The sequence below is a fragment of the Paenibacillus sp. S29 genome (assembly GCF_049319765.1).
Lineage (GTDB): Bacteria > Bacillota > Bacilli > Paenibacillales > Paenibacillaceae > Paenibacillus > Paenibacillus polymyxa_B.
This window is the reverse complement of sequence record NZ_JBMOUI010000006.1, coordinates 251003-270844: the sequence shown is the minus strand read 5'-3', so window position 1 is coordinate 270844 and position 19842 is coordinate 251003. Positions and strand designations below refer to the sequence as shown.

Here is a 19842-nt window from a genome sequence, read left to right as displayed (position 1 = left end):
GCGGACTCACCGTTATAAAAATTCCATATCATGTTAGAATAGGTATAGTTAGAAAAACTGCCGGACCACAAAGGAGGAGATTCATTGTGTTTTCTGCTGCTCGACGACTGCCTTTGCTGGAACATATGTATAATCATGCCCCGACAGGAATCGTGATTTTGTCGAGGGAGGGGAAGTGCCTGTACGTCAATCCCGCCTTTTGCAAAATGGTCGGATATGAGCAGGAGGAATTACTGGATATCCGATATTACCATCTCTTGTATAATGAGGCTCAGGATCAGCAAGGGCTGAGGGAGGCTTACGCAGGTTGGCTTAAGGCTACAGATCAAGTCTATAAGACAGAGCTGCGTTTGAAACATAAACGGGGAACATCCGTCTGGCTATCGCTGGAATTAACCATATTTGATGATGAGGCTACCGAACAATCTTACTTGATTGCGTATGCAATGGATGTCACGGAGAAAAAGGACATGGAGCAGGTGCTTTCGGACAATGAGGATTTGTACATGTTGATTACCGAAAATACGCCGGATGTCATCTCTTACAGCACGGCAGACGGCATACTTCAATATATTTCTCCTTCGGTGGAAAAACTCCTTGGTTATACGAAGCAGGAAATGCTCGGCAAAAAACGGCTTCAATTTTACCATATCGAAGATGCCGATTACATGCGTGTACATGGAATGTTCAAGGAAACAGGCATCATGAAGCGGCGTGTACGTCATAAGGACGGGCATTATTTGTGGCTGGAAGTATCGTACCGTATTATTCGGGATGAACAGGGCAAGATCAAGCGAGTTCTATCCATCGGACGAAATATCACAGAGCGCCAGAAGAGCGAGGAGAACCTGGCAAAAGCTCAACAGTTGGCGATGTTCGGCTCATGGGACTGGGATCTGGTCAACGATGTTATGCATTTTTCCAAGGAATTTCGCAGCATATTTGGCTATCGTGTCAAGCCGGTTGAAACAAGTATTGACGCGTTCATGGCGGCTGTTCATCCAGAAGATACAGAGCGCATGAAACAGATTATCACCAACGTTATATTAAAGGGAATTCACGAAGAAACCTTTTACCGGATTGTATTGCCCAATGGGGAACAAAAGGTACTGCGTTCAATCTGGGAAGCTGAAATGGACGAGCATGCAGGCAAGCCCGTTCAAGTGGTTGGTATGATCCAGGATGTTACAGAGCACCGGGAAATGGAGCAGCGTCTGCGCGAAAGTGAAAACCGTTATAGGTCACTGTTTCAGCATAATCCACTTGGGATATGCGCCGTGAATATGGAAGGTCATATCTTGAGTGTGAATCCGAGCTTGGTGGAGCTTACGGGCTATACGAAAGATGAGCTGCTTGGGGCTGACATACTTATCGTGGCTTCCTCTGAGGAACAGGACAAAATCAAGCGTCATATGGAACTGGCCAAGCAGGGTGAGACGCAAACCTATGAATCGGAATTCATACATAAGGAGGGGGAGCGTCTATTCATTAAGATGACGAATATCCCGATTTTCGTGCAAGAGGAAATTGTAGGCTGCTACGGGATTATAGAAAACGTTACCCCTCTCAAAAGCTACATTGCTCAAATTGAAAAACTTAGTAATGAGCATTCGCTTATTTTGAATGCCGTATCCGAAGGGATTGTGGGTTTAAGTAACGAAGGACATGTCCGCTTTATGAACCCGGCAGCTGTCGAGATGTTCGGCATTGGATCGGCTAATCCGCTGAACGGCGCATGCATAGATATCATTCGCCATGCAGACGAGATTGGCAGCCATTTTCCGAACGAACAGTCCTCTATTCTTCAAGCGATTCGAAGCGGAGCTTCTTATCAGGCAGAGGAAGCAGTATTTTGGAAAAAAGGCGGGTCCAGCTTTCTGGCCTCCTATCGAATCAGTCCTTTGATGGATAATGGTGAGCGAAAAGGGGCTGTGATGGTTTTTGTAGACAGGACGAATGAAAAGGAGATCATTCGGGCCAAGGAGTCTGCCGAACGCGCCGATCGAGCCAAGTCAGAGTTTCTCTCTGTGATGAGTCATGAACTCCGTACACCGATGAACGGCATTATAGGCATGGCAGGGTTACTGGCAGATACTGAATTGGATGAGGAGCAGCGTAGCTATATAGACATTATTACCAGCAGCAGCGGTGCTTTAATGCAGATATTGAATGAGATACTGGATTTGAGCAAAATCGAAGCTGGCAAAATGTCTTTGCTGCACGAGCCCTTTGTGCTAGATGATGTGGTCGGCAGTGTGGCTGACCTATTCATGACGCAGGCTATGGAAAAAGGCATTGAGCTGGAATGGCATGTGGATCAGGAAATGCCGGGGATGCTGGTCGGTGATCATGTGCGTATTCGACAGGTGCTGGTGAATTTGGTGAGCAATGCGATCAAATTTACGGAGCGAGGGTGTGTAAATATCTTTGTGGAAAGAAAGGCTTACAGCCGTCGTAAAAATAGATGCCTGATTGAGTTCAGTGTAACGGATACTGGAATCGGTATTCCAGCAGACCGCCAGCATCTATTGTTTCAGCCTTTTTCCCAGCTTCATCCGGCACTGAACCGAAAATATGGAGGGACAGGACTGGGATTGTCCATCTGTAAAAACTTGGTTAAGCTGATGGGGGGTTCCATTGGTGTGGATAGCGATGAGGCTAGAGGAGCGACGTTCCAGTTCCAGCTGGATCTTAAGCTACCGGAAGGTTCAACGCTTGCGAACATAAGCCGTGATGAGCCTTATGAGTCAAAGGAACGCTAAAAAGAGATAACCGTGATGCATGATGCATCACGGTTATTTTTGTAAGGAATACCCAAAGAAAAGATTGACAAACTGTTCTAACTGTACTATTAATGATAGTACAGTTAGAACAGTTCAGTATATACAAGTGAATCAGAATAAGTCTTGAAAGGAGGAAGTCCATGTTCGAGCTGGATATCCGCAGCCGCAAGCCGATCTACGAACAGCTTATGGACAGGGTAAAGGAAATGATCGTGTACGGATCACTTCAGCCGGATGAGCAATTGCCTTCCGTACGGACATTGTCCGCTCAGCTCACGGTGAATCCGAATACGATTCAGAAGGCATATCGAGAGTTGGAACGAGAAGGATACATTTATTCCGTTCAAGGCAAAGGCAGCTTTGTCACACCTGCCCAGCATCAGCCACAACAAATCAAGCGGGATGAGATTCGGGTGGCATTGTTAAACCAGATGATTGAAGCCGTCCATTTCGGTTTTACACAGCAGGAAGTGGACGACATATACGTGGAAGCTATACAAACAAAGGAAAGGGGGATGTCCCTTGATTGAATTAAGGGAAGTCACAAAGACATTTACAGAAGAAAAAGCTGTTGATCAGCTAGCCCTTACGGTAAAGAAGGGCTCCATTTTTGGACTGCTGGGCTCGAACGGAGCTGGGAAAACGACCTTGCTCAAAATTATTGCCGGGATTTACCGACCCGATGTTGGCAAGGTGTTAATCAGTGGACAGCCGGTATATGAGCAGCCTGAAGTCAAGCAGCACATTCTGTTTTTGCCGGATGCTCCCTATTTCTTCCCACAAGCGACAATTCGTCAGATGGCCCGGTTTTACCGCTCTATTTATCCAAGTTGGAGTGAAGAACGCTACACACAGCTAACAGGTATTTTTAAGCTGGACCCGAAGCGCAAACTTCACCGATTTTCCAAAGGGATGAAGCGTCAAGCCGCTTTTTTGCTTGCCTTGAGCTGTATGCCTGAGCTGCTGGTTTTGGATGAACCCATTGATGGTCTGGACCCCGTGATGCGCAGAATGATCAAAAATCTCTTGTTCCAAGAAACCGCTGCACGTGAGATGACCGTCGTAATTTCATCTCATAATTTGCGTGAGATTGAAGACATGTGTGATCATGTGGGCATTATGCACCAAGGACGGATGCTGTTGGAAAAAGAGGTCGACGACCTCAAATCTGATACGCATAAGGTGCAGGTTGCTTTTCGGGACAGCATGCATGAGGAAGCTGTCTGTGGCCAACTTTCGGTCGTACATAAGGAGCGGAGGGGCAGTGTTCTGCTGCTTATTATCCGGGGTGAGCGAGAGCGGATTGCAGAGACAATTGAAGCGTATGAGCCGCATGTATTCGATTTGTTGCCGCTGACGCTTGAGGAAATTTTCATTTATGAAATGGAGGACGCAGGTTATGACATCCAACCGATTCTTCTGTAGCGGCGGCGTAATTCGCCAATGCTTGAGACAGCATGGCTGGATCGGTCTATTGTACTTGGCGGGATTGCTGTTTACAGTACCGCTGCCATTGTTTATGAGCATTGGTGATGAACAACCGCGAGTGGTTTTAAAAAGCTTGTTCGATAGCACAAACTCGGGTAATGAATTGCAAAAATTAATTTTAATGACCGTACCGGTGCTGGCAGGCGTGATGCTGCTTCGTTTTGTTCAGCGACAGGGGCCATCCGATTTGTATCATAGCCTACCTTTGCGTAGAGAGCATCTATTAACGGCACATTTCATTAGCGGTCTTATTCTTTTACTTGTACCTGTGTGGCTGACGGCGGGAGTAACTGCTTGGGTTAACACGTCAGTCAAACTGCCTTATATTTTCCATATCCATGATATTGGATCGTGGGCTCTGGTCGTATCAGTCCTTACGATTTTCCTGTTTACCTTTACCGTGTTTGTAGGGACTTGTGTGGGACAATCGTTGCTACAGACCGTAGTGGTGTATGTTTTGCTGCTATTGCCTCAGTTTCTATTCATGATGATGGGGCGTTTTCTGGAACGTAATTTATACGGTTATGTGCGGGTGCGAGAAACCGTTGTCCAATATATTAACGGTTCGGAGTTTCGTAGCAATAATAATGTTTGGGAAAACTTATCGCCGTTTGTACGCATTATGGAGAACTTGCCGCAGCGCGCCTTTTCCTACATAGAGCTACTTGCCTATTTAGGTATCTCTCTGCTGTTTGTCGCCTTGAGTTATGGTTTGTATCGTATACGCTTGGTCGAAAAGGCGACTCAGGCCATAGCATTTCCTTTCTTACAGCCTTTGTTCAAGGCAGGGGTTATACTATGCGCCATGCTAGTACTAGGTGATTATTTTTATAATGCAGGTACAAGAGGAGTAAATTGGTCGATTTTTGGGTATACACTTGGAGCTATTTTAGGCTACATCGTTGTAGAGATGGTCATCCGCAAGACGTGGCAAATTGTGCGTGTTCGTGCTTTGGTGGAAATGGTTGTTTACGGTGTGATCATGGGGCTGGTACTATATATCCCGATTTCAGGTTGGTTGGGTTATGAGGGACGGATTCCAACAGCTCACTCCGTAGAAAAGGTTTATGTGGGGCAAGAGGAGCCTCTAGGGGGAGATGCACAAACAGAAGCTTATTACTCCCAAGACAGGGCTTATATCGCCTCTGTGCTAAATTTACATCGTGAACTTGTACGTGCACATGCAGCTGGCGAGAAAACGTTGTCCAAAAACCTGGCCGTCGAATCGGCAGTCATAGTCTACCGTTTGGATGATGGTTCCACCATGACTCGCCGCTATACATTCCCGGAGAAGCCCTTCCGGACAGAACTGACTAAAGTGATGGAAGCAGAGCCTTACAAAATGGTGAGGTACAAGTTGGATAAGCTGCAAGGAAAAGCAGAGACGATTAATATCCAATCCGTAGATGATAATGAAAGACGAGTGGTTTTAACCAATCCCAAAGAAGCACGTGAATTTGAAGATATACTCAGAGAAGAAGTATTAAATATGAGTTATAGCGAAATGCAATCACATCGATATCCCCTAGGGAGTGTTTCTATTACAAACAAAGAGTCATCCTTTACCAATAACGAACCGAGCTGGACTCGTGAATTTTCATTTGATTGGCCGGCTTCATATCACAAGCTTACAGGTTGGCTAGAGCAAAAGGGGTATGCGGATAAGGTGATCATTGATGCCAAGGATATTTTTTCGATACGGGCTGTTCCTATTATTACTGAAGAGCTTGAACCTTATCAACCCAATCAGTATATTGAAGACTATAAGCTATTTAAAAGCATCCAACAGAAGCATAAAGCAATAACGATTGAAGACCCGAAGCTGTGGAGCACTGTACTGGAAAAGCGTAGATCTAATAGCTATACTCCAAATATGACGAAAGGCACTTACCTGGTTCAGGTCAAGATCAAACCTTTATTTAGTTCAGATCCCCATACACGCTATTACTATTTTACTCCGAACGATATGACACCGGAGCTTGCAAAGGCTTTACCAGCAATTCCTTAAGCCCACGATATGGCTATACAGGATGACAAATCCCCTCCGTTTGGCGATGCCGGGTTCGATCTTGTGCTGAATAAGCATGAGTCATTTTCGCCAACGGAGGTACGACGTATTTTGCACTTGTTTACTATTTAAAAGCCATTGAATGGCAGATTGCAGACTTTCAGCCAGAGAAATATATAGAACAGCTGTATGGCTGTATTTGGATATCCAACGTGATGGGTACTGGGACGTGAAGCAGCACCGTTTTTTGATCCATGCCAGAGCGATATAAAGAAGATTCGATACCAAAAAGGTCTTTCCCGTGGGGGAGGCCTTTTTTGCCATACGCAGCTTGAGTGCCTCCTCATTCGGATGATCGGATAAGGACATTTTTATCCTCCTCTCGTATACTAATCTTTACCATAATTGTACAATGAAGAAGCAATGGCTTACAGTCTCATTTCATTCATTAGATATAGGGGGATGTACATGTCTGATCCAAAGAGAGTTATAACCAAGCCGGAAAAGGATGAGTCTGTGCGGATAGCATGGTTTTGGCCATGGCTGGGCGGTACGTTTATGTTTGGATTGTTTTCAGTCATGTTTAATGTAGTTTGGAGTATGGTTGTGGCACCCCAAGTGCAGCTTCTGCTGAGGCATGAAGGTGTCACAGATACAACTGTGTTTGTAATATTACTTCTATATGCATGGATTATCGGTCTCATTTTTGCAGCTTATGGTGCCTTGAGTGCGCGTATGTCTAGCATGGGCAAGCTTTCGCTGATGCTGACTGGGCTATTATCATTATTATGTGGGCTGTGGTTGTGGATTGTAGGCATACAAGGGTCTGGTGGCCAACCTGCTGAAGTGGGAGGGGCGTGGGAGCTGTTTTCACTTTATCACGCTTGGGCAGAACCTGTACTAGAGGTATTGGGGTTATATACACAGCGTAGCGGAATCTGGTTTTTGCTGATCGCACTGCTACCCATAGCTGGCATGGTAGTCGGGGTTGGGGTAGATCGTTATCCTGCGGTGACCGACAAGCACGGAAAGGTGGACCATAGATGGCAATGGGTTGTAGCTGCAATATCTGCTGCGCTCATTATTGTGCTGGTGATTACGATCATGCTTCCTCAACGTCCGTACATTGCGGAAAGGGATTTCCCGGTAGTAGATGGAGCTACAGCGGCCATTCCATTCGCGCAGGATATGCTGCATGAATTGACCGGAATGAACAAGGTTCGTGCGGCTCACGAACTGAGATTCAACACAACACATCAGGCTTATGTCAATCTGATTGAAAAGAAGGCGGATTTGATACTGGTGGCGGGTCCATCTGATGAGGAATTACGCCTGGCAAAAAGTCGGGGAATTCAAATGAAGCTTACACCCATTGGGTTGGATGCTTTTATTTTTCTCGTTCATAAAGGCAATCCAGTTAACGGACTTTCTTCGGAGCAGGTACGCAGCATATATGAAGGATCTATTCGTAACTGGAGTGAAGTAGGGGGAAAGCATCAGCCGATCGTTGCTTATCAGCGGGAGGAGAATTCAGGAAGTCAAACATATATGCAAAAGAAAGTGATGAAAGGTCATGACATGGCTGAACCTCCTCGGGAACTCCGAATTGGTATAATGGGTGAAATGATTAATGCAGTCGCAGATTTTAACAAGGATCACAATGCGCTCGGTTATTCATTTTATTATTTCGCAAATGTGATGCATAATCGTCAAGAGGTCAAATTTTTATCTATTGATGGAGTGGAGCCGAACAAAGAGCACATTCGCTCGAAACAATATCCATTCACAGCTCAACTGTTCGTGGTCACACGGGAAGGCGAGAAACCAAGCCCTTCGATGCAACGATTACTCGAATGGCTGCAAAGCGAAGCAGGAACCCGGGCCATCGAAAAGGGTGGCTTTGTTCCTGTAAACTCGTAATCCTGTAACGATGATTCGCATACAGTCACCGTATATTCACCTTAAGAGTGAAACGAAGACAGCAGGGTAATACATAGAATATACATGGCTGTGAATACAATACCCGCACAGCCATGTATATCACCAACATAAGGGGATGAACGAAAATGAAGAAAAAAACATCGGTCTGGGTGCTTTTACTCGCCGTAGCCATAGTGACAGCGGGGTGTGAAACAGGCTCACAACCAAGTTCGCAAACAGGACAAACGGCTCAAAATGAGCAAAAGGGTGCCGCCTCGGCACAAGCGAATGGTTCGGGAGCGACTGTAGATACACCGAAAACAGGAGGACAAGCAACCACAGATGCTACTCAAGCGAAGGTCCGCATGGACAATATTACCGCGTTGCGTTTGATTGACGGCCAATCCGGCTGGATCGGCGGAAATGGCTGGATTGCCCGAACGGACGCGGCTGCATCCGGTTCAGTCGGATCGACGTGGAATGTGCAATATCAGGGCCAAGGTACGGTTCAGCAGATTTTTGCCTTGAACGGGCAGCAGGCTTGGGCTGTTATGGCAGATAGCGGAACGCTGCTGGCCACTCGCGATGGCGGCAAACGCTGGGAGGTTGTCGGGACTGTACCTGAGCAAGGGCAAGCGGGCTTTTTACACTTTGTATCATCCAAGGAAGGGTTCAGTGGCAACCAATATACGAAGGATGGCGGGCAAAGCTGGTCCTCGCTCCCCGTGCCTGGCCACTTGGTAGGACAGCCATATTACCATGATCAGCAAAACGGCTGGGCAGTTACGCAGGACACAGACCGTTCGTTTCAGATTTTACACACGGTTAACGGGGGCCAAAAGTGGACTACTGTCATGTCACGGACAACGGAGGCGCCACTAAATGGAGCCATTATTCGTTCGGTAGAACGTGGCAACGCATGGATCGAGCTGGTTGGCGATACGGGGATGAATCAGACGTCGTATTCGCTTTGGCATACTGCCGATAGTGGACAAAGCTGGCGTGCTGTGCTGGCGAATACCACTGCTGGCGGCGGTCCGGCACCAGGTATTAGCCAGCAAGACAACCAGGTTCCCAAAAATGAAGGGGCTGCACCAGGTATGCTCTATGCGGTTAATAGCAATACCGCATGGATGGGCGGCTACTGCGCACCGTGCGACAAGCCCAATACCATCGGCTGGACGACTGACGGCGGCAAGACGTGGAACAATGGCAAGCAAGGCTTTGACGGTTATGGTGGTCAGCAAATCGGGATGGCAAATGCCAAGGAAGGCTGGGCTATTTTCTCGGATTCAGAGCAGGCCCCAGTCATGTATACCACCTCGGATGGTGGACAGCATTGGGCGCAGAGCCATGTATTTGACAAGCCTGTGGCATCAGGCTCCTAAGGAGGGAATGCATATGAGCCAACATAAGAAAAGTGTGATTACCTGGACTGACGGTCGTGATGTGCCGCTAATCGGGCAGGGCACGTGGCATATGGGTGAAAAAGCGTCACTCCGGCAGGAAGAAGTGCGCGCGCTTCAACTTGGCTTGGAGCTGGGCATGACGCTGGTGGACACGGCTGAAATGTATGCGGAGGGCGGCGCAGAAGAGATCGTCGGAGAGGCCATTCGGGGTCGCCGGGATGATGTCTATCTTGTTAGCAAGGCGTATCCTCATCATGCGGACCGCCAAGGACTGGCTCAAGCGTGCGAAGCGAGCCTAACCCGAATGGGAACGGAGTACGTGGACATGTATTTGTTGCATTGGCGTGGGAATATTCCGCTGGAAGAGACGATACAAGGTATGGAAAAACTGCGTGAGCAGGGCAAAATCCGCAGCTGGGGAGTGTCCAATCTGGACAAGTCCGACATGGAGGAGCTATGGAGCCTGAGTGGAGGCGAAGCCTGCGCTGTCAACCAAGTGCTGTATCACGCAGCTTCGCGGGGCATCGAATATGATCTGCTACCTTGGAGCCGTACGCATGGGGTGCCTGTGATGGCCTATTGCCCGATTGCCCAAGGTGGCCGCCTGCGACGGGGGCTGTTGGAACATCCTGTTATGGTAGACATTGCTGCCAGCCACGGGGTAAATCCATCCCAAATTGCGCTCGCTTGGGTCATACGGGACGGTGATGTCTGGGCAATTCCGAAGGCGGTGCAGGAATCGCATGTACGAGAAAATGCAGCGGCAGCAAGTATTCGGCTCACTCCTGAACAACTTCAACAAATAGACGAAGTTTTTCCTCCGCCAACGCGGAAGCAGCCGCTGGATATTGTTTGAGGAAGGAGGAGCCCATGACAGAGCGAGAGACAGAACTGCATGAGGTAGATGATCATCTGGATTATGGATTATCCGTTGTATTCATCGGCTTTAATCCCAGCTTGAAATCAGGCGAGGTAGGACATCATTATGCGAATCCGCGCAACCGATTTTGGCGCATACTGGAGGGAGCAGGCTTGACACCTCGCTTGTACGATCCATCGGAAGATCGGGAGCTGCTAAAGCTGGGCTTCGGCTTTACGAACATTGTTTCCCGTCCCACGAGGGGAGTAGAGGATATTGCACGCGAGGAATACGCCGAAGGACGTCTGAAGCTATACGAGAAGCTAAAGGAATACCGCCCGAAGGTTGCTTGCTTTGTCGGCAAAGGCGTGTACACCGAATACAGTAAAAAATCCAAAGTAAATTGGGGATTTCAGCCTGAACCGCTCATTCCCGAGATGCATGAATTTGTGGCGCCTTCGTCTAGCGGACTGGTGCGCATGTCGCTAGACGAAATCACAGATATTTATCGCCATCTCCAAACGTTCCTTTCGTCAGAGATCGTCTGAAATGCAGTAAGTACGGTGGATACAGCTAGCACAAAAAGAACCACACGCTTCAGTCCCTGCTGGGAAGAGCGTGTGGTTCTTTGAGTTGTTTCTATTCTATTGTAAGGCTTTCGCCTGCCATGCCTGTTCCACGGGAACATAAGGATATCCCAGATCACGTGCAACCGCTTCGTAGGTAATATGTCCGTTCAGGACATTGGTGCCGCTAAGCAGTGGCTTGCTTCTGCGAAGCGCCTCCTGCACACCCAAATCTGCGAGCTGGAGAGCAAAGGGGAGCGTCGCGTTCGTCAGGGCGAGCGTCGAGGTTTGCGGTACCGCGCCCGGCATGTTTGCTACCGCATAGTGAATGACGCCATGCTTCACATAGGTAGGCTGATCGTGTGTGGTGATATGGTCAATCGTCTCGACTATGCCGCCCTGGTCGATGGCCACATCCACAATCACAGAGCCGGGCTGCATCGTCTGTACCATGGCTTCCGTTACGAGCCGCGGAGCTTTGGCACCAGTGATCAGGACAGCACCGATCAGCAAATCACTTTGCGCCACGGCTTCAGCAATGTTGGACGGGGTGGACACCAGCGTATGGAGCTGATTGCCAAAAATATCGTCCAGTTGGCGCAGTCTTTGCAGGCTCAGGTCGATCAATGTCACATCTGCCCCGAGACCGATGGCGACCTTGGCAGCATTGGTACCGACCACCCCTCCGCCAATAATGGTCACTTTACCGCGTTTCACCCCCGGTACACCTGCCAGCAGAATGCCTTTGCCACCCTTTGGTTTTTCCAGCAGTTGTGCTCCAATTTGTACAGCCATTCGACCGGCAACCTCACTCATCGGAGTAAGCAGCGGGAGGCTGCCTTCAACATCTAGCGTCTCATAGGAAATGGCGGTTACGCCGTTGTCTGTTAAAGCGCGGGCCAGTGCTGGCTCGGCAGCCAAATGTAGATAGGTGAATAAAATCAATCCTGGTCGAAAATATCCGTATTCAGAGGAGAGCGGCTCTTTTACCTTGATAATCAGATCCGCCTGGGACCACACGTCCGCAGCTTGCTGCACAAGAGTCGCACCCGCAGTGGCATATTCTCCATCCGTAAAGCCGCTTTCAACACCTGCATGGCTTTCCACAAATACGTGATGTCCGTGTTGAATCAATTGAGCTGCACCTGCTGGCGTTAGAGCGACACGATTTTCATTGTTTTTAATCTCTTTCGGAACCCCAATTTTCATTTCATTCACCTCTCCTAAAAATAATTGTTAAGAAAATTACACTATCATTTTTGCGCAGCCCTGCCGATTAGTTACATGGACTCAAGCCGATAAATGCAATTCATGTTAGATTAGGTACAGTTTACAAGGGGTGAAGCTCCTTGACATCATACATTTTGTCGGATTATCTGACTTAAAGGCTCGACTTTTTGATGAATATATGTCATATAAAATGACATAAAGACATATACATAAGGAGAATGCCGATGAACGGTAAAAAAACATTTACCATTGTGGATGTGCTGGAACGTCCCGTTTTCCGGCGGGCGAAACTGGCGGCGGGGGAACAGGGTGTACATCGCCTTGTGGGTTGGGTCCATGTGCTAGAAATCACAAATGTTTCTCCGTTTGTGAGCCGTCATGACTTGATTTTGACGACCGGCCTGTGGCTCACCCGGAAGGGGGAAGAGCGTGCCGAGTATATGGAGCAACTGATCCGCTCGGAAGCCGCTGGATTGTGTGTGGAGCTGGGCACGAGCATTCATGAAATCCCCTCTGAAATTCTGGAGTTGGCGGAACGACATCACTTCCCGGTCATCGTATTTGAGCAGCCAGTGCGTTTTGTTGAAATTACACAAGATATTCATTCCCTACTTATTAACCGACATCATGAACTTCTAAAAGATCTGGAGCGATTTTCACGTCAGCTTCAGCAGGAAACCCTGCGCAGCACTGATATGAACGCCCTCTTGCATGTGCTTCATGACTATGCAGCCCGGCAGGTCATCTACATGTCTTCCATTGAAACCAATCGATTCGTACCTTCCGTCCAGCCGGATCTAGCGGACCGTATTGCAGATTTTTATGCCAATGAAGTGGAATCTAGTATGACCGCCGATCGGGAGGGGCATCTGCTGTTTCACCTGAATGAATCCACTGCCGTCTTGTTCCAGCCCGTTGTATGCTTCGGTCAGGTGTTTTCCACAGTAGGTTTGGTACTGCATAGTGAAATGCCGACGGAAGAAATGTCGCTGCTACTCGATTACACTGCCAAGGCAGCCGCTACATTGGTGCTGAGAACACAGTTTCTTGAAGACCGATTGCTGCGTAATCATAATGAATTGATTCAGGATGTACTGAGCGGGCAGCTTCCCAGTGAAGAACAGGCTCAGACCCGGATGGGCCTGCGATTGTTATCGAAGGGGCAGTATTTATTTTGGGCAGGGGTCATTGAGGTAGAACATCAGGACAAGGATGCCAGTCAGGTACGCAAGGAATCCATCAATCAGGATGTGCTAGTGCTGCTTCGATCATTGTTGAAAAAAGAAACGTTGCACAACCTGCTGATGATGAAGGGAAGTCAATGCTACATCCTTTGTGCCAAGGAGGAATTAACACTGCGTTCCGCAGCGCAAATGAAAAAAGTGCTTGCCCATACTGTTCAATATATTCAGAACTATGCCGCAGGACAGCTTGATAAGGTGCGCATTCATGCAGGCTTTGGTAAGGTAAGGCATCGCATGACGGGGACGGATCGCAGTTTTGAAGAGGCATATGAGGTCATTGAAGTGGCACGAAGCGTCCCAGTCATGAAGGATCGGTTATTTTATGACAGCATCGGAATCTATCAATTGTTGAAGGCGGTGCCCCGCATTCCTTTTCTACAAGAGTTCGTAGAGGACCATTTGGGCGAGCTGATTGCGCATGATCGTGAGCACCATATGCAGCTTTTGGATACACTGGATGCCTATTTTCAATCCCATGGCTCCAAGCGTGATACCGCCGGAATTTTGTACATTCACAGACAGACCCTTTATAATCGGCTGGATAAAATTAATGAAATCATAGAGGGAAATCTGGCAGACCCTGACAAACGTCGTTGCCTGGAAATGGCACTACTGGCTTACCGGATGCTTCAGGCTGAAAATTGATTCTAAATAACTAGTTCTATTTTCCATTCTACTCATTTACAATGCGTGTTAACACTGAGATAATAGAAGAGATTACGGAAATATCTTGAAAGGGGATTAATATGAATATAAAAAAATGGATCGCCGTCCCTCTTATTCTGTTAATGGTAGCTTTGACAGGTTGCCAGGCAGTAGGTGGATTTGATGTAAGTAAAAGTTTATTGGGAACACTTGATGTGAAATCCCAGCAGACAACGGAGAAAATCTCTCTTAAATTGACTCCAAAAGAAGGAATCACGCAAGGAGATAAAGAAATCGTAGATTTGATTAATTCGATTTCTGTCACTGTGGATGAAGCCAAGGTACAATCAGAGGAACTTGCTTCTGCCAAAGGTACATTGCACATCGATAAGTATAATTTGCCGTTTGAACTTGCATTAGACCGCCAAGGTTTGGCTATTCAACTGGAAGGTGCCAAAAAACCTTATTACATATCTTTGAACTCGCAAGAGAGTTTGAGCGGTCTGCCTGCTGGATTTGATCCATATGTATATTCCAAAGACGTGAGAGAACTGACGAAAACAGCCGCTGCACTTATGCTCAAGCATGCGCCTAACCCTTCTACCATTTCTGCAACGTCTGTAACCGAGGAAGTATACGGTGAGAAAGACAAAGTGAAACTGACCCATCTGCATGCTGAACTTCGTGGTGATGAGCTGGTAACATTGGTAAAACCGTTCCTGGCGAATCTGGCTAAGGACGAAGCAGGCTTGAAAGAGCTGATCGGGCAAGCCATTGATATGACTAAAACAATTGCTTCCGGCATGAATATTGAAGGTAGTGATAAAGTAACAGCGGAACTGAGTGCTAACAAAGAAAAAATGGTCAATGAGGCTTATACCGAAGTTAAAAAGTATTTGGATCTGGCCGTTGATCAGTATGATGTAGGCGTTAGCACCATGTATGCACAGTCCCCTGAAATCAAAACGGTCCTGAGTGCTAACACGGTTCTGAAAAGCGACATGTATTTTGATGAAAAAGGAAATGTTCGCAAAGCGGCGACAGACCTGACGGTTGCTTTGCCAGATGTGGACGGTCTTCCGGTGAAGTCCTTCACAATTCTGACCGAAACTCAATCCTGGAACGTCAATGGTAGTGTGACGGCTGATAAAGTGGATATTTCTAACGGTGTTATTGATTTGAATAAACAAGCTGAATTAACTCCGGGAGCAACGCTGCGCAATTTTGAAGCGAATTCTCCGATCTACAACATTTTAAAAAATGATTTGGAAATTACAAAAGTAGAAACCATTTTCGATCCTAAAGACGATTACTACGTCTTGGAGAATCGTGGTGGTACTGCCTTTATTCCATTGCGTGAACTGACGAGCGAACTGAACTCCGAGTTAAAATGGGATGCAGCTGCCAAACAGACTACTGTAATTGATGATATTACAGGTAAGACGATTAAGCTGAAAAGTGGCTCCAAACAGGCTGTATTGGAAGGAAGCACATTGACGCTGCCACAAGCTCCATATACGGATGAATATGGTACATTGTATGTTCCTTTCAAATCAGTTGCCGAGGCGCTTGGCGCCACAGTAACTCGTAATAATGATGGGGAATATGTACTGAAACGCGACTAAAAAGAAATTCAAGGAACCGGCCCAATTAGGGGCTGGTTCTTTTTTTGTTATATTGGTAAAATGCTCAGTAAAGCGATTAAAATAAGCGCTTACAAATTTTAAAAGTGCCATACTTTCATACAGGGAAAATTGAGATAATGATAGTATCATTCCAGCATAGGAAAACACATACAATTAGGGGGATATACGATGAAAGATATGGAACTATTGAATTCCAGAGAGGGACAAATGGTGCTTGCCCGAATGTACGGTCAACAGCAAATCTCTGAGCAAACGACTCGATATGAATCCCTTATACAGGCGTATCGGGAGCATTTTGGTGTAGGGGATATTGAACTGTTTAGTGCTCCGGGGCGCTGCGAAATTGGTGGGAATCATACAGACCACAATCACGGGAAGGTGCTGGCAGGCAGTATTACACTCGATACCATCGCTGCAGCTTCTAAAGTGGAGGAGTCTGTAATTACATTCTTTTCTGAAGGCTACAAGACGAAGTACGTCATCGATTTAACCGACTTGTCGCCAAAACCGGAGGATGACAGTACGATGCTGCTGATCCGTGGCATTGCCGCTGGTCTACTTGAATTCGGATACCGTATCGGGGGATTCCAAGCTTATATATCAAGCAATGTGTTCTCTGCTTCAGGTTTAAGCTCTTCCGCTTCTTTTGAAATGTTGATATGTACGATATTAAATCATTTTTATAACGAGGGAGCGTTAGATGCTGTTGCTAAATCCAAAATTGGCCAGTATGCGGAAAATGGCTATTGGAACAAGCCGTCGGGGCTGCTCGATCAGATGGCTTGCGCGTATGGTGGCTTGATTTCCATTGACTTTGAAAATCCCAAGGAACCGATCATAAATCCTGTTCATTGGAATTTTGAACAAAACGGATATTCCCTCGTTATTGTAAATACAGGTGGAAATCATGCTGATTTAACGGACGATTATGCGGCGGTGCCCAACGAAATGTTTGCAGTGGCTCAGTCTTTAGACGCTTCGGTTTGCCGTGACTTATTGCCGGAGGATCTATATGCCAACCTTAAAATGGTCAGGGAAAAAGCAGGAGACCGTGCAGTACTGCGGGCGTTGCATTTTTTTGAAGAAAATAGACGCGTGGATGAACAGGTGAAATCACTGGAGGAGGGACGCTTTACTGATTTCCTGAGGCTCGTTACCGAATCTGGTAATTCCTCATGGAAATGGCTCCAAAACGTATATAGAAGTGGGATTGCGCGGGAACAAGACGTATCGGTTGCACTGGCTTTAACCGAAATGTATTTAAAGTCAATAGATAACAGCGCATGCAGAGTACATGGTGGTGGCTTTGCTGGTGTCATCTTGACGATTCTTCCGAATGATCATGTGGATGATTATAAGGAGTGGATCAGCGGAATGCTGGGAACTCCGGTACTTGTTGTCAACGTCCGTGAGGACGGTGCCGTTAATGTTAGTGATTTGATACATGTTGAACGGACTCATTGCGAGTCTACAAACTAGTCAGTCAGTAGAAGACTTTAACCCATGGGTTAAAGTCTTCGTCCTTTTTATCGCCGATACAGCTTAGGTTTGCGTTATAATAAAGAGATGATAGTTTTAATGAAGGAGGGCCTGTCATGGCTATATACCCGTCCTGGTCCTATTCGCAATCGAGGGCTCAAACGTTCGATGAATGCTTACGCAAATACTATTATCATTATTACGGCTCGCATAATGGCTGGAATTCGGCACAGGGCACTGAAGAGCAAGTTACGTTGTATCGGCTCAAGCAACTGAGCAACTTATATATTTTATTCGGGAATATCACGCATCAAATGTGTGAATCAGTCATACGTGGATGGATGGAAAAAGGGGCTATCCCGCGCACAGCATACCTCGAGACAGCTATGAAGAACATGTTGAATAACAGCTACAAGGAATCGCTACACCGTGAGCTATGGCTACAAGATCCGAAAAATCGCGTCATGCTGGCGGAGGTTTATTACGACGACGAGGTGCTTCCGGAACGGATCGCCCTTATTAAGGAGCGACAGCACGCGGTGATACACAATTTGTACCGTACTGCGGTTTGGCGTGAACTGCAACAGGGAAAGGCCCGAATTGTAGAAGTGGAGAAGTGGGATACGATGCTCCTTCATGAGACGAAAGTGTATGTCAAAATGGATTTGCTCTACCGTAGAGACAATGGAGACATGGTCATCGTGGATTGGAAAACAGGCAAGGAAGGCGATTTTTCCGACCAACTTTTTTTGTATGCTTCCTATGTGCAGGAGCACTATCAGCTTCCTTTAGAAAAGATTGAGGTACGTGTGGAGTATTTGATGACAGGAGAGCATGAGGTATATCGTCCCGCGCAAGAGGATATCGACAAGGTAGTTGGCAATGTCGGACGATACATCGAGGAAATGAAGTCCTGTCTCGATGACGATTACTATAATCGCCCCAAGCCCGAGTCTTTCTTCACTCCGATGCCTTCACGCAGAGCGTGCGGAGGCTGTAATTTTCGTGAGGTGTGTAAGTACCGAGCGGTGTGAGGGGAATAGAGTAAAAGAAAGACACTCCTTTTAATTAAAATGGGTGTCTTTCTTTTACTCTATTGAGTTAATGTCCAATTTATATTAAAAATCCTGCATATATTACAAATAGAATTAGTAGTCTTTTAAGACTGGAATTTAACTGTAATATCTGAATATAGGAGGTTTCATTTAAATGGCCATTCTGTCAACTGGACCTATTAATAATAGTGCTGTCAGTGGTATAAGACCCACTCAAGAGGTGACGATCAAAATCGAAAACCAGGATTCTGTCAATTTTTCGACTCTAATGATAGAAGGCTATATATTAAACGGATCGAGAACGTCATATGTACTTGAGTCTTTCTCAGTCGCTCCGAATCAAGTCATTACTAAAAATTATTTTGCAAATTTTGATGCATATTCATTCGTTTTTACAACGGGAAGTGTTGCCGCAAGTCAGACTGAAATTTCCGTTTGGGGAAAAAATGCAGCTGGAGAGTTGGTTACGGCTCATCGGCTTGTATCATCTGAGCTGTTAGGGGCTGGGGCAGAGTCCGGCCCCCTATCAATCAATCGCATTTTTGTAGCCAATTTTGATAGTAATGATGTTTCTGTGATTGATGGATCGACCAATGAGGTGATCGTGTCCATTCCTGTTGGCATTAATCCCGCGGGAGTAGGGGTTAATCCATTAACCAACCGAATCTATGTAGGAAATTTGAACAGTGATGACGTTTCCGTAATTGATGGATTAACCGATACGGTGATTGCTACCGTTCCTACTGGAGATGGAGCAAGCTCAATTGGGGTCAATACTGCAACCAATGCTATATATGTAGCAAATTTTAATGATAGCACAGTTTCCGTAATTAACGGTTTGACCAATACAGTAATTGCTACCATTATTCCTGTCGGAGGTCTGTCTCTTCCAACGGGGATAGGTGTCAATTCATTAACCAATCGCATTTATGTAGCAAATTTTAATTTTGATGTCGTTACGGTCATTGATGGAGCAACAAATACTGTGATTACCCAGATTCCAGTTGGGGTGAATCCATTTAGAATAGGTGTCAATTCACAAACTAATCGTATTTATGTGTCAAATTTCACGGGTAACAGCGTTTCTGTAATTGATGGAGTAACGAATACGGTGATTGCTACCGTACCAGTTGGGACGACTCCAGGTGAAGTGGGGATTAATCTCTCTACAAATGCTATATATGTAGCAAATCGCGATACGGATAATGTTTCCATAATTAGTGGGTTGACGAATACAGTGCTTGCTACGATCCCGGTCGGGAATAATCCGAATGGAGTAGGTGTCAATCCAATAACTAATCGTATCTATGTAACAAATCAGGATGATAACAACGTTTCCGTAATTGATGGAGTCACCCAAACTACGATTACTACCATCCCGGTGGGAGCTCGTCCATTCGCAGTAGGAGTAAATCCTTGAATTAGAAAGGGGTCTTGGGAAGAACTCAACCTAGGAGCCGAAGAAGGAGTATTAGTGATAGCCCGTGTGACGACGGGCTTTTTACTTGCG

Annotated in this window: 14 protein-coding genes and 1 pseudogene; 14 read left to right on the top strand and 1 reads right to left on the bottom strand. The window is 46.5% G+C overall.

All coding sequences use genetic code 11. The annotated features are described in order from the left end of the window. Positions 1 to 86: 86 nt before the first annotated feature. The 9 genes and pseudogenes from ACL9RM_RS13175 (at position 87) to ACL9RM_RS13135 (ending at position 11015) form a co-directional block, all read left to right on the top strand. Positions 87 to 2762 carry a PAS domain S-box protein gene (locus ACL9RM_RS13175; RefSeq protein WP_250267595.1) on the top strand — a complete coding sequence of 892 codons (2676 nt, stop codon included), beginning with the start codon at positions 87 to 89 and terminating at the stop codon, positions 2760 to 2762. A 161-nt stretch (positions 2763 to 2923) separates the two neighbouring features. Beyond that, positions 2924 to 3313, top strand: a complete 390-nt coding sequence (locus ACL9RM_RS13170; protein ID WP_061831053.1) for a GntR family transcriptional regulator — start codon at positions 2924 to 2926, stop codon at positions 3311 to 3313. Next, entirely contained in the window at positions 3306 to 4208 is a 903-nt protein-coding gene (locus ACL9RM_RS13165) for an ABC transporter ATP-binding protein (RefSeq protein ID WP_069291253.1), read from the top strand. The genes ACL9RM_RS13170 and ACL9RM_RS13165 overlap by 8 nt, the downstream gene beginning before the upstream one ends. Continuing rightward, entirely contained in the window at positions 4183 to 6279 is a 2097-nt protein-coding gene (locus tag ACL9RM_RS13160) for a DUF6449 domain-containing protein (protein WP_250267596.1), read from the top strand. The genes ACL9RM_RS13165 and ACL9RM_RS13160 overlap by 26 nt, the downstream gene beginning before the upstream one ends. A 3-nt stretch (positions 6280 to 6282) precedes the next feature. Then, a pseudogene (locus ACL9RM_RS13155) lies at positions 6283 to 6550 on the top strand (hypothetical protein); the annotation flags it as partial. Between the two features lie 197 nt (positions 6551 to 6747). Continuing rightward, positions 6748 to 8199, top strand: a complete 1452-nt coding sequence (locus ACL9RM_RS13150; RefSeq protein WP_250267597.1) for a PstS family phosphate ABC transporter substrate-binding protein — start codon at positions 6748 to 6750, stop codon at positions 8197 to 8199. Between the two features lie 146 nt (positions 8200 to 8345). Then, positions 8346 to 9587 carry a WD40/YVTN/BNR-like repeat-containing protein gene (locus ACL9RM_RS13145; RefSeq protein WP_069291256.1) on the top strand — a complete coding sequence of 414 codons (1242 nt, stop codon included), beginning with the start codon at positions 8346 to 8348 and terminating at the stop codon, positions 9585 to 9587. A gap of 13 nt (positions 9588 to 9600) precedes the next feature. Next, complete coding sequence (locus tag ACL9RM_RS13140) at positions 9601 to 10464, top strand: aldo/keto reductase (RefSeq protein ID WP_069291257.1); 864 nt, start codon at positions 9601 to 9603, stop codon at positions 10462 to 10464. A gap of 14 nt (positions 10465 to 10478) precedes the next feature. Next, positions 10479 to 11015, top strand: coding sequence for a mismatch-specific DNA-glycosylase (locus tag ACL9RM_RS13135; protein WP_220027161.1), 537 nt, complete (start codon positions 10479 to 10481; stop codon positions 11013 to 11015). A gap of 96 nt (positions 11016 to 11111) precedes the next feature. On the opposite strand, the gene ald is transcribed toward ACL9RM_RS13135, so the two are convergent. Next, positions 11112 to 12242 carry an alanine dehydrogenase gene (ald, locus tag ACL9RM_RS13130; RefSeq protein ID WP_250267598.1) on the bottom strand — a complete coding sequence of 377 codons (1131 nt, stop codon included), beginning with the start codon at positions 12240 to 12242 and terminating at the stop codon, positions 11112 to 11114. A 245-nt stretch (positions 12243 to 12487) separates the two neighbouring features. Here ald and ACL9RM_RS13125 point away from each other — a divergent pair, with 245 nt between their 5' ends. The 5 genes from ACL9RM_RS13125 to ACL9RM_RS13105 all read left to right on the top strand — a co-directional run bounded on the left by ACL9RM_RS13125 (position 12488) and on the right by ACL9RM_RS13105 (position 19752). Further along, positions 12488 to 14152, top strand: a complete 1665-nt coding sequence (locus ACL9RM_RS13125) for a PucR family transcriptional regulator (RefSeq protein ID WP_414126355.1) — start codon at positions 12488 to 12490, stop codon at positions 14150 to 14152. A 101-nt stretch (positions 14153 to 14253) separates the two neighbouring features. After that, the gene (locus tag ACL9RM_RS13120; RefSeq protein ID WP_250267600.1) at positions 14254 to 15777 is read left to right on the top strand and encodes a copper amine oxidase N-terminal domain-containing protein; all 1524 of its coding nucleotides are present in this window, start codon (positions 14254 to 14256) and stop codon (positions 15775 to 15777) included. Positions 15778 to 15966: 189 nt separating this feature from the next. Then, positions 15967 to 17277 carry a galactokinase gene (locus tag ACL9RM_RS13115; RefSeq protein ID WP_250267601.1) on the top strand — a complete coding sequence of 437 codons (1311 nt, stop codon included), beginning with the start codon at positions 15967 to 15969 and terminating at the stop codon, positions 17275 to 17277. 116 nt (positions 17278 to 17393) lie between these two features. Further along, positions 17394 to 18311 (top strand): PD-(D/E)XK nuclease family protein, encoded by a 918-nt coding sequence (locus ACL9RM_RS13110; protein ID WP_061831068.1) that lies wholly within the window; start codon positions 17394 to 17396, stop codon positions 18309 to 18311. Between the two features lie 175 nt (positions 18312 to 18486). Next, positions 18487 to 19752 (top strand): YVTN family beta-propeller repeat-containing protein, encoded by a 1266-nt coding sequence (locus tag ACL9RM_RS13105; RefSeq protein WP_250267602.1) that lies wholly within the window; start codon positions 18487 to 18489, stop codon positions 19750 to 19752. The last annotated feature ends 90 nt before the right edge of the window (positions 19753 to 19842 follow it).